At 41.7% G+C, this 13,530-nt stretch carries 16 protein-coding genes; 11 read left to right on the forward strand and 5 right to left on the reverse strand.

The window, feature by feature from the left end; translation table 11 throughout:
• Positions 1-150: 150 nt before the first annotated feature.
• Together RMY31_RS27125 and RMY31_RS27130 are read left to right on the forward strand one after the other, a co-directional pair.
• On the forward strand, positions 151-390 hold the full coding sequence (locus tag RMY31_RS27125; protein ID WP_409878585.1) for a hypothetical protein: 240 nt from the start codon (positions 151-153) through the stop codon (positions 388-390).
• Between the two features lie 68 nt (positions 391-458).
• Entirely contained in the window at positions 459-677 is a 219-nt protein-coding gene (locus RMY31_RS27130; RefSeq protein ID WP_322660977.1) for a hypothetical protein, read from the forward strand.
• 183 nt (positions 678-860) lie between these two features.
• On the opposite strand, the gene RMY31_RS27135 is transcribed toward RMY31_RS27130, so the two are convergent.
• Complete coding sequence (locus RMY31_RS27135; RefSeq protein WP_322660979.1) at positions 861-1,358, reverse strand: Hsp20/alpha crystallin family protein; 498 nt, start codon at positions 1,356-1,358, stop codon at positions 861-863.
• A 445-nt stretch (positions 1,359-1,803) separates the two neighbouring features.
• The gene (locus RMY31_RS27140; protein ID WP_322660981.1) at positions 1,804-2,757 is read right to left on the reverse strand and encodes a stage II sporulation protein M; all 954 of its coding nucleotides are present in this window, start codon (positions 2,755-2,757) and stop codon (positions 1,804-1,806) included.
• 80 nt (positions 2,758-2,837) lie between these two features.
• Here RMY31_RS27140 and RMY31_RS27145 point away from each other — a divergent pair, with 80 nt between their 5' ends.
• Together RMY31_RS27145 and RMY31_RS27150 are read left to right on the forward strand one after the other, a co-directional pair.
• Positions 2,838-3,683, forward strand: a complete 846-nt coding sequence (locus tag RMY31_RS27145) for a hypothetical protein (protein ID WP_322660982.1) — start codon at positions 2,838-2,840, stop codon at positions 3,681-3,683.
• Between the two features lie 51 nt (positions 3,684-3,734).
• Positions 3,735-4,520 carry an RDD family protein gene (locus tag RMY31_RS27150; RefSeq protein WP_322660984.1) on the forward strand — a complete coding sequence of 262 codons (786 nt, stop codon included), beginning with the start codon at positions 3,735-3,737 and terminating at the stop codon, positions 4,518-4,520.
• 236 nt (positions 4,521-4,756) lie between these two features.
• Here the strand turns inward: RMY31_RS27150 and RMY31_RS27155 are convergent, their stop codons facing one another.
• Together RMY31_RS27155 and RMY31_RS27160 are read right to left on the reverse strand one after the other, a co-directional pair.
• Positions 4,757-5,542, reverse strand: coding sequence for a DUF1868 domain-containing protein (locus RMY31_RS27155; protein WP_322660986.1), 786 nt, complete (start codon positions 5,540-5,542; stop codon positions 4,757-4,759).
• Between the two features lie 65 nt (positions 5,543-5,607).
• Complete coding sequence (locus RMY31_RS27160) at positions 5,608-5,904, reverse strand: hypothetical protein (RefSeq protein ID WP_409878577.1); 297 nt, start codon at positions 5,902-5,904, stop codon at positions 5,608-5,610.
• 73 nt (positions 5,905-5,977) lie between these two features.
• On the opposite strand from RMY31_RS27160, the gene holA reads away from it, so the two are divergent.
• Both holA and RMY31_RS27170 read left to right on the forward strand, forming a co-directional pair.
• A complete protein-coding gene (gene holA / locus RMY31_RS27165) occupies positions 5,978-6,979 on the forward strand; it encodes a DNA polymerase III subunit delta (protein ID WP_322660990.1) in 1,002 nt (333 codons plus the stop codon).
• Between the two features lie 94 nt (positions 6,980-7,073).
• Entirely contained in the window at positions 7,074-7,547 is a 474-nt protein-coding gene (locus tag RMY31_RS27170; protein WP_322660992.1) for a DUF4168 domain-containing protein, read from the forward strand.
• Between the two features lie 500 nt (positions 7,548-8,047).
• Here the strand turns inward: RMY31_RS27170 and RMY31_RS27175 are convergent, their stop codons facing one another.
• Positions 8,048-8,659 carry a helix-turn-helix transcriptional regulator gene (locus RMY31_RS27175; protein WP_409878587.1) on the reverse strand — a complete coding sequence of 204 codons (612 nt, stop codon included), beginning with the start codon at positions 8,657-8,659 and terminating at the stop codon, positions 8,048-8,050.
• A gap of 350 nt (positions 8,660-9,009) precedes the next feature.
• Between RMY31_RS27175 and RMY31_RS27180 the strand changes: the two genes are divergently transcribed.
• From RMY31_RS27180 to RMY31_RS27200, 5 genes are all read left to right on the forward strand, one after another.
• Positions 9,010-9,249, forward strand: coding sequence for a hypothetical protein (locus RMY31_RS27180; RefSeq protein ID WP_322660996.1), 240 nt, complete (start codon positions 9,010-9,012; stop codon positions 9,247-9,249).
• A 111-nt stretch (positions 9,250-9,360) separates the two neighbouring features.
• Complete coding sequence (gene psb34, locus RMY31_RS27185) at positions 9,361-9,531, forward strand: photosystem II assembly protein Psb34 (RefSeq protein WP_322660243.1); 171 nt, start codon at positions 9,361-9,363, stop codon at positions 9,529-9,531.
• Between the two features lie 315 nt (positions 9,532-9,846).
• Positions 9,847-10,677, forward strand: coding sequence for a protein-glutamate O-methyltransferase CheR (locus tag RMY31_RS27190; protein WP_322660998.1), 831 nt, complete (start codon positions 9,847-9,849; stop codon positions 10,675-10,677).
• Positions 10,677-11,249, forward strand: a complete 573-nt coding sequence (locus RMY31_RS27195) for a chemotaxis protein CheB (RefSeq protein WP_322661000.1) — start codon at positions 10,677-10,679, stop codon at positions 11,247-11,249. Before RMY31_RS27190 ends, RMY31_RS27195 begins: the two co-directional genes overlap by 1 nt.
• A 4-nt stretch (positions 11,250-11,253) precedes the next feature.
• A complete protein-coding gene (locus RMY31_RS27200) occupies positions 11,254-13,347 on the forward strand; it encodes a response regulator (RefSeq protein WP_322661001.1) in 2,094 nt (697 codons plus the stop codon).
• Positions 13,348-13,530: the final 183 nt, after the last annotated feature.

Here is a 13,530-nt window from a genome sequence, read left to right on the forward strand (position 1 = left end):
AAATTGCTTTTACTTCTATCCATCAGTCATCTTTCTTTCCTTTTACAGGTAGAGGAGGATGAGCAGGGTGAGTACAACAATGTGTTGAATTTGCGAGTTTTTTAAGGCAGCACACTGACTAAATATCAACCATTATTTAAAGATAAAGTTATACCGTTTTTAAGCAATTTTCAGCCCAATTTATTGATTGTCAGTGCTGGTTCTGATGCGAATCAAGCTGATTCTTTGGGATGGATTAACTTACAGCCTCAAGATTATAAAGTATTCACTGACTACTGCTTACAATTAACACCGAAAGTAGTTTTCGGTATAGAAGGTGGTTATGAACTTAATAGTCTAACTCAGTCATTGGTGGTAACTGTTGAGCGCTGTCTAGCTATGGGAATTTAAACCCCAAGATAGTGTATGTCTCACAACAGCATCTCTTAAACTTGACCTAGAAGTTAAAAGTAAGATTCATGAATCACGAAACAGTTCCCAGTCAAGCCGAAAAGATGAATCCAGAAGGTGATGCATCACAATTAAGTCCAGAGGTACTTGACACAATCAAACACCCTCCGAATATAGATGATGTCATTAGGCAACAGTCTCCACAAGAACATAGGAGTAACCCAGCTTTAGTACCAGAAATGCTGGATGAACCAACCGATGAAATGATTGGATTTACAGAAGAGTAAAGATATTCAGTAGTGCTGAATGTAGATGTAATATTCTTTTGATTTCGTTTGTTTTCCTAGTATTAAAGACACTTTCCCCTTAGAGAAAGCGTCTTTTTACTTTCGACAAATAATGTAGGTAGAAGAGGAAAAATTATTGGGTATTAGGTATTGAGAAAGATTTCCCCAGCACCCAGTTCCTCATTAACCAATGTTAACTTTTACAGTCCTTTGTTTTTCTGATTCTGCTTTCGGTAAGCTTAAGTGGAGAATACCATTTTTGTATTCAGCCTGTACTTTGTCGTTTTCAACTAAAGAAGGTAACTGAATTACCCTTTGGAATTTGCCATAGCGAAACTCCGACCGAGTAACACCATTTTCTTCAACCTGAGTTTCAAACTTCCGTTCACCGATAATCGTAACCGAGTCGGGTGTTACTTCTACACTTATATCTTTTGGTTCTAGACCAGGTACTTCCAGTCTCAAATGAATTTCATTTTCAGTTTCTTCGAGTTCAGCAGCAGGAATAAAGGTAACTCCAGTCCTTTCACCGCCATCAGTTGGAATTAACCTATCAAACAAGCGATTTATTTGCTGGTGTAGGGTATCAATTTCTCGAAACGGGTTCCAACGTTCAATATCTTGGCGGAATGGTTCTAAGCGTTCGATGTCCCGGAATGGTTCCCAACGAACTAATGCCATAATATCACCTCTAAGATGCACTATTTAGTCTGAGGAGGCTCAATTTCAAGCTTCCTGACTGGTAGCGAACCAGTGCATTTTCCTAAATCAATCTTCTTCGATTTCTAAAAAGCTCAATCTCAAGCTTCCTAACTAAAACACTAGATCGATATAAATTATAGTAGGTTCGGTTTTATAGTCATCAGCGATCGCAATAACCGTACCATCTAAAAAGTTCACAATTAGTTACAAATCTGCGTTTAAAATAGAGAGTCAGTTGTGAGCCAGTATGGTGAATCCAGCACCGCGGGAGGGTTTCTCTCCGCAGGTGACTGGCGAACCCGAAGGATCTTGGGGGTTTTCCCCATGAATAACTGGCGTTAGCGACGCAGGAGCGTCACCCGAAGGGTCAGTTGTTAGTTATTAATTGTTTGATCTTCCCCTGCCCCTCTGTCCCTCATCCCCCCTAGGGATGCTTACGGCTGCAATACATTAGCAAAACTATAAATAATCCTAATCCAAAAAGATATTTAAATGGGTCTGGCACAATGGGATTAGGTGAGAAGAAGCCTTCAATAATACCTGCAATCATCAACATTGGTACAATGCCAAATACTAACTGTACCGCCTGAAAACCATAAAATTTCAACGCATCACCCCGGCGATATTTACCAGGAAATAAAATTCCTCGTGCTATTAAAAGACCTGCACCACCAGCAAAAAAAATGGCGGGTAATTCTAGGGAACCGTGGGGAAATACAAACGCCCAAAAAGGATAAGCAAGATTATTTTGGCCTACTAGAGTACCAACAGCACCAATCAATAAGCCATTAAATATCATTAAATAGGTTGTGTATGCTCCTGCTGTAATTCCACCAGCAACAGCTCCAAAGGACACAGCGATATTATTGATTGTGATGCCACTGGATGCCAAAGGTTCAATGCCAACAATTGACCCCATCCACAATTTATGCTCGTCTCGTACCTTAGTAATCAAATTTTCAGGTACTATCAGCGACATAAATGTTGGATCTTGCCATGCATACCACCAAGCCACTAGTGCCCCCAGTAGAAACATACCAATAGCAGTAGCAATGTATGGAAATGTTTGCCGGATCGCAGATGGTAGTCCCCAACGATAGAATTCCACTACTGCTTGCCATTCCTGTCGCTGCGAACCTTGGTAAATCTGCGTATAGGAACGGGTTGTAAGGGATTGTAAACTTTGTATCAAAGTATTGCCAACCTGCTGTGTCCGACCGCGTGCCAAATCTGCCGTTACTGAACGATACAAACTTGCTAATTCTCTAATTTCTGCTGCTGGCAGTGACTTTAGTCCTTTGGTTTCTACTTGCCTTAACAAAGCACCTAGCCGCTGCCAATTCGGTTCTCGCCGTGCAATCCAACGTTGAATATTCATAAATTTTGGGAATATTGAGTTTAACGTACCTTAAGATAGCCTCAAATTCCTCTCCGTACTTTCAAGGAAATTTTGACATCATGGCTGAAAGTTTTGGTTCCCCTAGTCCCATGCAACCTCTCAGTGTGGGTAATGTTGTCAGTGCTGCGGTGCGGTTGTATCGCTCTCATCTCAAAACTTATTTGAAACTGGCTCTGATTGCTCACTTATGGGCTTTAGTTCCCATATATGGTTGGGCAAAATATGCTGCAATTTCCGGGCTGATATCGCGTTTAGCTTTTGGAGAATTAGTTTCCCAACCTGAAAGTGTCAAAGCTGCCCGTAGCCATGTTAATCCACGGCTGTGGTCATTTTTAAGAGTTGCTTTTCAGGTAGCACTATATCTATTGTTAATTTATATTGGGCTGGTGATCGCGGGCGGTATCCTGGCTGCCGTAATAGGATTTGTATTTGGAGCTATATTAGGTAGCGCAGGAGTAATAATTGCAACTACGCTATCGATAATTATAGTGGTGATTATTGTGCTGCTGGGACTTACCTGGTTCTACGCCCGTTGGGCGGTTGCTGAGGTACCGCTAGCAGTTGAGGAAAATATCAATGGTGGTGAAAGCATTGATAGAAGTTGGGAGTTAACTAAAACTTCGGTAATTCGCATTCAGGGCGTTGTTTTAGTTGCTTTTTTTGTGACACTGCCAATTGTGCTGCTTTTAAATTATGTACCCAGCCTATTTCTCGTGAGGCTTGAGCCAGGTTCTACTATTTACTGGATTGTGTATTCTATTTCTTTAGTCACAAGCTTGATAGGTGGGATTTTTGTGATGCCATTTTGGCAAGCACTAAAAGCTGTTTTATACTTTGACTTGCGTAGTCGGCGTGAGGGTCTAGGTTTGCAATTACGCGAACCTCCGACGCAGGATTTTCGCTAACCCAAAACTTCAACAGAAAATCTACTAATTTTCAATCAGTGAAAATTTAATATGAGCTTTTTTAACCGCATCACTTTCCAGACTCCAGAAAGTGTAGAGTTGGAATTTTCTTTAGCCGGAATTGGCAATCGGGCTTTAGCTCTGATTATTGATTATCTACTGTTGGGTTTAACCTTGTTTGGATTTTTCATTGCCTGGACTTTCTTGTCGATTCAACTGTTTGATTTAATTGATAAAATTTTTGCAAACAGTCAGAATTTAGGACTGTGGTTGTTAGCAATTTTCTTCATTGCTACCTTTAGCATTTACGCTGGTTATTTTGTTTTATTTGAAACTATCTGGCGAGGTCAAACCCCTGGGAAACGTTTTGCTAAAATTCGTGTGGTTCGGGATGATGGTAGACCCATTGGACTGCAACAAGCGACTCTCCGTAGCTTACTACGACCCTTTGATGAGTCTCTGTTTATTGGAGCTTTTTTAATTATGTTTAGTCGCCGTGAAAAGCGCCTGGGTGATTTAGCTGCCGGCACAATTGTGATTCAAACCCAAACATCCACCGCATTGGCGACTTTAAAAATTTCAGAACAAGCAAGGTCGCTTTATGAATCTCTGCTACAAATTACCGATTTGTCACCATTGTTGCCCGATGATTTTGCTATTATCCGCGAGTATTTACAGCGACGTGGTGCAATGGCATTAAAAGCGAGAACTGCACTAGCTTTACAACTGACTCAACAAGTTCAAGCGATTCTCGATCTAGAAAAATTGCCAGAAAATGTTTCCCCTGATGTGTTTTTAGAAGCTATTTATCTTGCCTATCAGCAGAAAGAATTTTAGCTAGAAAGGCAGAAGATGAGCCACTGCGGTGAAGCAGCCCCCGTCTTGGCGGTTTCCATCGTTAGCGCAGCGTTAGCGACTTAGGAGCGCGTCACCCGTACTGCTAAAGCAGAACCGCAGGGTAGGGCAGAATTTAAAGCCCTTCGGGTAGAGAAAAGGGAAAAGGATGGATCTTTCCCCTTCCCCTGGTGAGGGCTGCTCCCTCTGCCTTTTAAGAGTCCCTAGTTCCCAATACCTTAGAAATCTAAGCTTGGCCAGTCTGGTTTACGATAATAGTTCGTCATATCATCAAATTTCCGCAATTCGACACGGTGAATCAAAAATTCTGGAGAATTCAACAGCCATTGCTGATTCAACTGCGAAAGCAAGGCGCTGAGGTTTGTACGATCTAAATCCGGCGAAACCTCCCCAAAATAGCCTAGTGTAATGTGGGCTGTGAAGTGATAATGCTGTTCAATACCCAAAGCCATTAAATTTGGATTTTGATAAATTGTGCGGCGAAATTTAATCACCTGCTCGTAACAGTGTTCATCCTGGGGTACTAAACAAACACCTACAGCTCTTGGCATTACTACCAATCCCAAAATTTGCCAGGAAATCGGATTAGTCCCGCGTGTTATGGATTGTTGATATTGCTGAAATATTTCAGCGCAGCAAGAGCGTAATTGTTGTTCAAATTCAGGATTTTTTTCACAAGCGTGATAATATGCACTGTCCCAAATCAAGTCCGCTAAGGTCAAATGAAAGCTAGCAGGAGGGACAGGGACAATCAAATCCTTCACAGGCAACTGTAAAAGTTCCTGCTGGTAAGCTTGTAATTGGGCATAGAAAGTAGAGTTTTGTGATTCTTCTGGCGCACACGGGGTAATTAGCGTATAGCCAGGAAAAGGTGCAGCAAGTCTCGCTCCAGAATACAGCTGAAATTTAGAAGATTCCTGGATATGCTGAACTTGGGATCTATAAGCTTCTGGCAGCGTCATCCTTGCTACCCGATTCAGATAAGTTTGATAGTTGTCGTCCAATCTTCGTAGCCTCGCGCTCTCACTGGATAGATTTTAGGGAAAATTGCCCAAATTAACAGAGTGATTTAAAAAGTATTTAGCTTTTTAGGGGGATTGGCAAAGAGAACATGGGGACGGGAGGACGCGGTGAGGAAGTTGGAGTATTGGCGGTAGGCAGTCCGGTCTTGAGGTCTCCCCAAGTAGAGGAACTGCCAAACCCGTAAGGGTTTCCGTCGATAGCAAAGTGCTGTTAGCGCAGCGTTAGCAAGTCTTTTCCCAAGGGGAGACGCTACGCGACCGAGCGTCACGAGCGTTACCCGTAAGGGTTCCCGTCGAGTCCAAACTTCCGATCTTCGCAGCGTTAACGAGCTTGCGAGCGTCACCCAAAGGGGGATGCGGAAAAAGAACTCTCCCCATTACCGCGTCTTCTTCCTAAATCTTTACAGGAGGTTTAACATGCCAATCTATGTTTACTGGGGTGAGGATGATTTTGCTATGGAACAGGCGATCGCTTTGTTGCGCGATCGCGTCCTCGATCCCCTATGGACAAGTTTTAACTATACTTCATTCTCTCCCGATCGACCCGATGCTGCAATCCAGGCGTTAAATCAAGTGATGACACCAACTTTTGGAGCTGGTGGACGTTTGGTATGGCTGAGCAATACTACTCTTTGCCAGCATTGTCCAGACAACGTATTAGCAGAACTTACAAGAACTCTGCCAGACATTCCAGAAAACTCATTTTTATTGCTAACCACCCGTAACAAACCCGATGAACGTCTAAAATCCACAAAATTATTGAAACAATTCGCCACTGAGTTCCGGGAATTTCCTCTCATTCCACCCTGGAAGACGGAATTGCTGGTTCAAGCTGTCAATCAAGCTGCTCAAAATGTGGGAGTAAAATTGACTTCCAAGACTGCGGAAATGTTGGCAGAAGCCGTAGGTAATGATACACGCCTACTCTACAATGAGCTAGAGAAATTACGTCTCTATACCGCAGGCAGCAAAAAAGCTTTAGACGTAGATACAGTTACACAATTAGTAAGAAATACTACACAAAATAGCTTACAATTATCAGCAGCCATTAGAACAGGAGATACAGCTAAAGCTTTAAATATCTTGGCCGATCTCATGAATGCTTCGGAACCTGGGTTACGGATAGTCGCTACTCTCATTGGTCAATTTCGCACTTGGTTATGGGTCAAAATTGTGATGGAAGGTGGTGAGCGGAATCCACAAGCGATCGCTCAGGCTGCTGAAATTGGTAATCCCAAACGTGTCTATTTTTTACAGCAAGAAGTAAAATTTCTTTCTGTACAGCAGCTAATCTCTTGCTTACCCTTACTACTAGAGTTAGAACTGAGTCTTAAGCAAGGAGCTACAGAAATGTCAGTACTTCAAACGAAAGTGATAGAACTGTGTCAAGTATGCCGACAAAACTCGCAATACACTTAAAATTTTCTCCATTAGAATCTTCTGGAACTTCTCGCTCTTAAAATAATTCAAAGTCTTTAACATATCCCTACTGTAGTTCTGTGTCACAAACGTTATGAAGAAAATTTCTGATTTAATTTTCCGAAATAGTCTGCCAACTATGCTTTCTCAAACATTATTTTTCGGCGCTCTAACCACTGCTAGTTTAGTCGCCAGCACGTTGACCTTTAATTCAAAAGCTGACGCTCAAAATCCACCAATCAACAATACTGAGATCACTAGCTACGCCCAAGCAGTATTAGCAATGGAGCCATCACGTCAACAAGCTTTTGAAGAAATTAAGAAATTGATAGGTGGTAAAGAAATTCCCAAAATTGTCTGTAACGACTCCAACAGTATGAATAGTCTGCCACGCAGAGCTAGAGATATTGCAGTCAATTATTGTAACCGTTCCCAGAAAATAGTCGAAGATAATGGTCTGAGCATCGATCGTTTCAACGGTATTACTGTAGAGATCCAAAATAACAATAATTTAAAACGACAGGTCTACAATACATTAATCCGCTTGCAAAGTCCTGACTCTCAATAAATAACGCTACAAGAAAATTGAAGAAACGTTGTATATTGTTCCTAAGTAAATTTCATGGGAGAGAATAGTTATTGATTACAAGATTTTATTTCTTGCATAGAGCCATAGCGGTAAGATAGTGCTGTGAGGTAATTTCTGATTTAATTTTTGCAGGCTACTGCGTTTACCGATAAGTAAGGCTTTTAGTACTTACTTGGAGTGGCAGAGTTTAAACTATCCCCACTAAACGACGAGCAACACTAAAAGTCGCTACAGTGAAGCTTTTCAAGTAGCTATATAACTACAGTCATTGAATGTGATATGGCGCGATTAAACTAATATGTAATATATAGTTACCCTCTAAATCTCAAAAACTGTTATCACAGCGATTTAAACTATCATTATATAACAATCTTAATTCATCTATGAATTTTTTTTAGTCAATTATTAGTATTTATCTAAAAAATGCCATAAATGACTAATAATAAATAGTATTTTACAGATGAATTAAGATTGAAATATTAGTGATTAATTGCCAAAAAACATTGTCGTTTTGCATGAATATTCTTCATATGCTTTTTCACTGTATTTAAGGTAATATAAAGTTTAGCAGCCATTTCTTTATAGCTATAATTGCCTTTATATAGATACCAAATTTCAGCTTCTCGTGGTGTTAAGTCATATTTTTTGATTTCAGATATCGTAGTATTTTTCAAAGACTCATATCGATTTTCAATTGTCACTAAAAAGCAAGGAAACTGGAATCTGTCTAAATCCAATAATCTTACCCTAATGTGGAAGGTTGTTGATTTATCAAGCACAATTTCATCAGATAACATCATAACTTGCTCAGAAACCAAACTCCGACTATCGAGTAGGGATTGGCAAAGATCCCAAATAGCTGGCGGGATAAAATTAGAGTTAAAATGACCTTGATTTAACTGACAACAAATGTGATAAGCAACTGCATTAGCATGAACGAGTTCACCCGTTGCAGTTAAAATTAAAATGCCATCTCCTAATCCTTCTAAAACTTTTTGTAAAAAAGCAGCTTGTTGCAAGGCACGTAATTGAACACTAGGTTGTTGTTGTTTAAGTGCTGTTTGTGTCAATGTTTGTGTGAGGGCAATCATATTAGTTTCTTCAATTTTCACAAAATGGCTTATTGGTTAGACTTACTTGACTTCACAGATACAGCACAGATACAGCTTCAGTTTTAAAAAATTGTCAAAATAATCATAATAACAGCAGTAATTATTCTTACTAAGTAGAAAATTTAAACCTAGAAGTTACTACCAGCGATTATTTTTTACAGCCTTACAGGCAGCACGATTTAAATACAACTCTTAAATTGTTTATTTCGGATGAAGGTTCTAAAAGCAGCCCACAATTAAACCGAAGTTACTCCACGCCCATGCCATCTACTTACGATAAGCTAATCATCAATTGCATCTTTGCGTTCCCCTTTAGGTGAATCCTTCTCTTGTCGGAGACGCTACGCGAACGGATAGGTTACCGTTTGGGAACACCAAGGGCGAACGCAAGCGCCAGTCGCTTGTATCAGGAAACCCTACCACAGTACTGGTTTACTGCATCGCCGCGTCCTTCTGGCGATCTGAATTATGCAAATTCCCATTTAAGCGATCGCAACTGCGTGGGAGTGGTTGTTCGCAGATATACAAAAATCTTTCCCCTATACCCTCACACCCCTCTTCTTCCCTGATAAGTCGTCCTTATTAACACTATTTACCTTTTTATGGCAAATCCTCTTGACCTTTTGTAACAATATTGTTAAATTTAGTTACATAAGTTAACAAATAAAGGAAAAAAAGCTATGTACACCACTGTTAATGAAGACGGCGTTCTCAACAACTACGCTACCGAACCCCAGATGTACTACGCTGAGTACCCTGCTATTTGGCAACAACGTAAGTATGTTGTACAGGGTGTTTTTGCTAGTTTAATTGTCACTACTTTAGTTTTGGTTGCTTTAAGCGTTAGCTAGAGTTTTTTAACTTCGGTATCGGTATCTCCCATCGTCATCTGTACTTCTCCCCTTTGCCTCAGCTACCAAGCTGGGGTTTTTTTTGCCTAATCGTTCACTGTTGACTGATGGCTGTCAACAACCGATGGAATAGGATAATTTATTTCTTAGAGTTTCTTTGTTTGAGGAACAGGGTAAAGTATTGAAAATAGCTTGTATCAAGCTTAATTCTAGATGTCTTAATTACGAATTACATTAGCGTAGCGAAGCGCGAGTCCTCGAGCGTCATTACAAATTACCAATTAGTTCGCTCAGCATCATCTCCTAATTTTTGTTATGAATTTGCCTAAACCCAAGTTGGAGGAAATCGAAATCCAGTTGTTATTGGAGGGGATTTACCAGTATTACGGTTATGATTTCCGCAATTATGCTCTGTCTTCGCTCAAGCGCCGAATTCAAAGCTTTATGCGCTTGGAGGATTTAGCTAGCGTTTCTGCTTTACAAGAGCAGTTGCTGCACGATCGCCTCTGTCTGGAACGATTTTTGCTAGGTCTAACAGTGAATGTCACATCAATGTTTCGTGACCCCAGCTTTTATCTCGCCTTTAGACAGCAAGTAATTCCCTTGTTGCGAACCTATCCTTTTATTCGTATCTGGCACGCTGGATGCTCAACTGGAGAAGAAGTCTATTCAATGGCAATTTTGTTACAAGAAGAAAACCTTTACCACCGTTGTCGGATATATGCCACCGACACTAATGAGAAGGTATTACAAAATGCCAAAAGTGGTATTTTTCCCCTAAGACTAATGCAAGAATATACACAGCTGTATCTGAAAGCAGGTGGTCAGCAGTCTTTTTCAGAATACTACACGGCAGCTTATGACAATGCCATTTTTCGAGCATCTCTGAGGGAAAACGCGATCTTCGCCCAACATAATTTGGCCACTGACAGTTCTTTTAACGAGTTTAATGTCATTCTTTGTCGTAACGTCCTGATATATTTCAATCAGACACTACAAAAGCGGGTACACGCATTGTTTTATAACAGTTTGTGTACATTTGGAATCTTGGGTCTGGGACGGCAAGAATCGATCAGATTTTCTCCCTATGAGAAATATTATGAAGAAATGGCCAAAGGTGAAAAGCTTTACCGGAGGCTAAACTAGTGTCCTTTAAAATTGTAGTTATTGGGACTTCTTTGGGGGGATTTGCGGCACTGAAAACTGTTTTAGTAAATTTACCAACCGACTTTTTAGCGCCGCTCGCGATCGTTCAACACCGTCACAAAGATTCTGACAAAACTCTAGGAGAATTATTGCAAGAACACACACATCTGCCAATTCGGGAGGTTGAAGACAAAGACGAAATACTACCAGGACAGATTTATCTGGCACCAGCAGATTATCACTTGTTGGTAGAACCTGATTATTTTACTCTTTCTATTGATGAGCCAGTTTCTTATGCTCGACCATCCATTGATGTGCTGTTTGAGTCAGCTGCCGATGTTTATGGCGAACGAGTTATTGGTGTAATCTTGACAGGTGCAAATCAAGATGGTACGCAAGGACTTAAAAAAGTGAAAGCGCGAGGAGGGATTACTATTGTACAGGAGCCTAGCACAGCTGAAAGCTCAATTATGCCAGAAGCCGCAATTTCTGCTGTTGCAGTAGACTGGATTTTATCACTCTCAGAAATTGCTCCTTTACTGGTCAACCTTTGTCATTCTATACGGAAATGAACTCATGCAGCCGGAACCCAAAGTAAACATCCTCCTAGTGGATGATAAACTGGAAAATTTGCTGGCACTAGAGGCTATTTTGGAGAGGCTGGGAGAAAAGCTAGTCAGAGCCACTTCAGGAGATGAAGCTTTGCGGTGCTTATTGCATCAGGACTTTGCGGTGATTTTGCTGGATGTGCAAATGCCAGGGATGGATGGCTTTGAAACAGCTACCTTGATTCGCAGTCGGGGGCGATCGCGTCATACTCCAATTATCTTTCTGACAGCCTTTAGCACTAGCGATCAAATGTTGTTTAAAGGTTATGCCTTAGGTGCAGTGGATTATCTGCTCAAACCCATAGATCCCAATATTTTGACTTCTAAGGTTACAGTATTTGTCGAACTATTTAAAAAAACCCTAGCAGTCCAGCGACAGGCAGCTCAACTCGCAGCGGTGAATGCTGAATTAAAACAAAGTGAAGAGAGATTCCGTTCGTTAAGTACCTGCTCCCCCGTGGGCATTTTTGAAACTGATACGGAAGGGCGTTGTAAGTATACTAATCCCCGTTATCAAGCAATTTGCGGCTTGAGTGCAGCAGAGAGTTTAGAAAAGAAGTGGCTGGAATCGGTGCATCCAGAAGACCGGGAGCGAGCAGTTGCTAGTTGGTCTGCATACATTCGTGAAAGTCGCGAGTACTCGCAAGATTTTCGGTTTCAAACTGCTGATGGTATGGTTCGTTGGGTGGAAGTGCGATCGTCACCAATGCTTTCAAATCATGGAGAATTGCTAGGCTATGTAGGCACTCTCGAAGACATTAGCGAACGCAAGCAAGCCGAAGAAATTCGCGCTCAGGTGATTCGAGAACAGACCGCTAGGCAAGAAGCAGAAGCGGCAAATCGCATGAAAGATGAGTTTCTGGCGGTTCTTTCCCATGAACTCCGCACACCTCTAACCTCAATGCTGGGCTGGTCAAAAATACTCCGCTCTAAAAAACTTGACGAAACAGCTACAGCTAAGGCCCTGGATGCTATTGAACGCAATGCCACCTCCCAGGTGCAACTCATTGAGGACATCTTGGACGTATCACGAATTATCCGAGGTCAGCTGCGATTAAATTTATGTGCAATAAATCCGATTACCGTGGTGGAAGCAGCCCTACAAGCAGTGCGTCCCCTAGGAGATACAAAAGGTATTCGGATAAACACGATGCTAGATGGTACTTTAGGCTCAGTTTGTGGCGATCCAGCCCGTTTGCAGCAAGTTGTCTGGAATTTACTAACTAACGCCATTAAGTTCACGCCTAAAGGTGGTGAAGTAGAAGTCCGTCTAGAAAAAATAGAGCAAGAAACCAGAGACATTCAACTCATATCTGCTTCTGTACCCCTTTGCTTTCCGGCATCGTCCTCCGCCCAAATCCAAGTAATTGATACAGGTATTGGCATTGAGTCTGACTTTTTGCCCAAAGTATTTGAACGTTTTCGCCAAGCAGATAGCACTACAACACGAGCGCATAATGGATTGGGACTAGGACTGGCGATCGTTCGACATTTGGTGGAACTGCACGGCGGTACAATCATGGCAGAAAGTCCAGGACCAGGGCAAGGAGCAACCTTTACTGTGAGACTACCACTGATGCCAGATGAAAACCAGGGCCACAGGAGTAGTGAAGCAGGGCAAGAAAATTCTGTTATTTCCTCTTTTCCTGATACTTCTGCTCCCCTAACTGGCTTAAAAGTGCTAATTGTGGATGATGAAACTGATACCCGTAACTTTCTTGCCTTTATGTTTGAGGAGTACGGAGCAAGTGCCACAGCAGTAGCATCAGTAGATGCGGCACTGGCAGTTCTCGAACAATCAAAGCCGGATGTCTTGATTAGCGACATTGGCATGTCAGAACAAAACGGTTACACCCTGATCCGTCAATTACGCTCTTTAGAACCGGAAAAAGGAGGAAACATTCCCGCGATCGCTTTAACAGCATATTCACGAGAAGAAGATCGCCTACAAGCCCTTGCAGCTGGATTTCATCAGCATTTATCTAAGCCTATTGACCCCAACAAGTTGATTGCTGTGGTTGCCAATCTTTTAAAACTACCTCCGCCAGTTCCAGTTAGCTGAATTAGGGCTATAGCAATCCTAAAATCATTTTTGCCGACTTGCAGACAACCTCCGCACGGCTACTCTACTCTATCCTGCGGGTTGTGCTTTGCAGTACGAAAACGGCTTTGCCAAATGAGTTCTCCGTTCGCGTTAGCGTCTGCGTTAGGAGAAGGAGTACCTGCAAGGTAGATGAAGTGGCAT

Source organism: Dendronalium sp. ChiSLP03b, assembly GCF_034531165.2.
In the GTDB taxonomy this organism is placed as follows: Bacteria; Cyanobacteriota; Cyanobacteriia; order Cyanobacteriales; family Nostocaceae; genus Dendronalium; species Dendronalium minutum.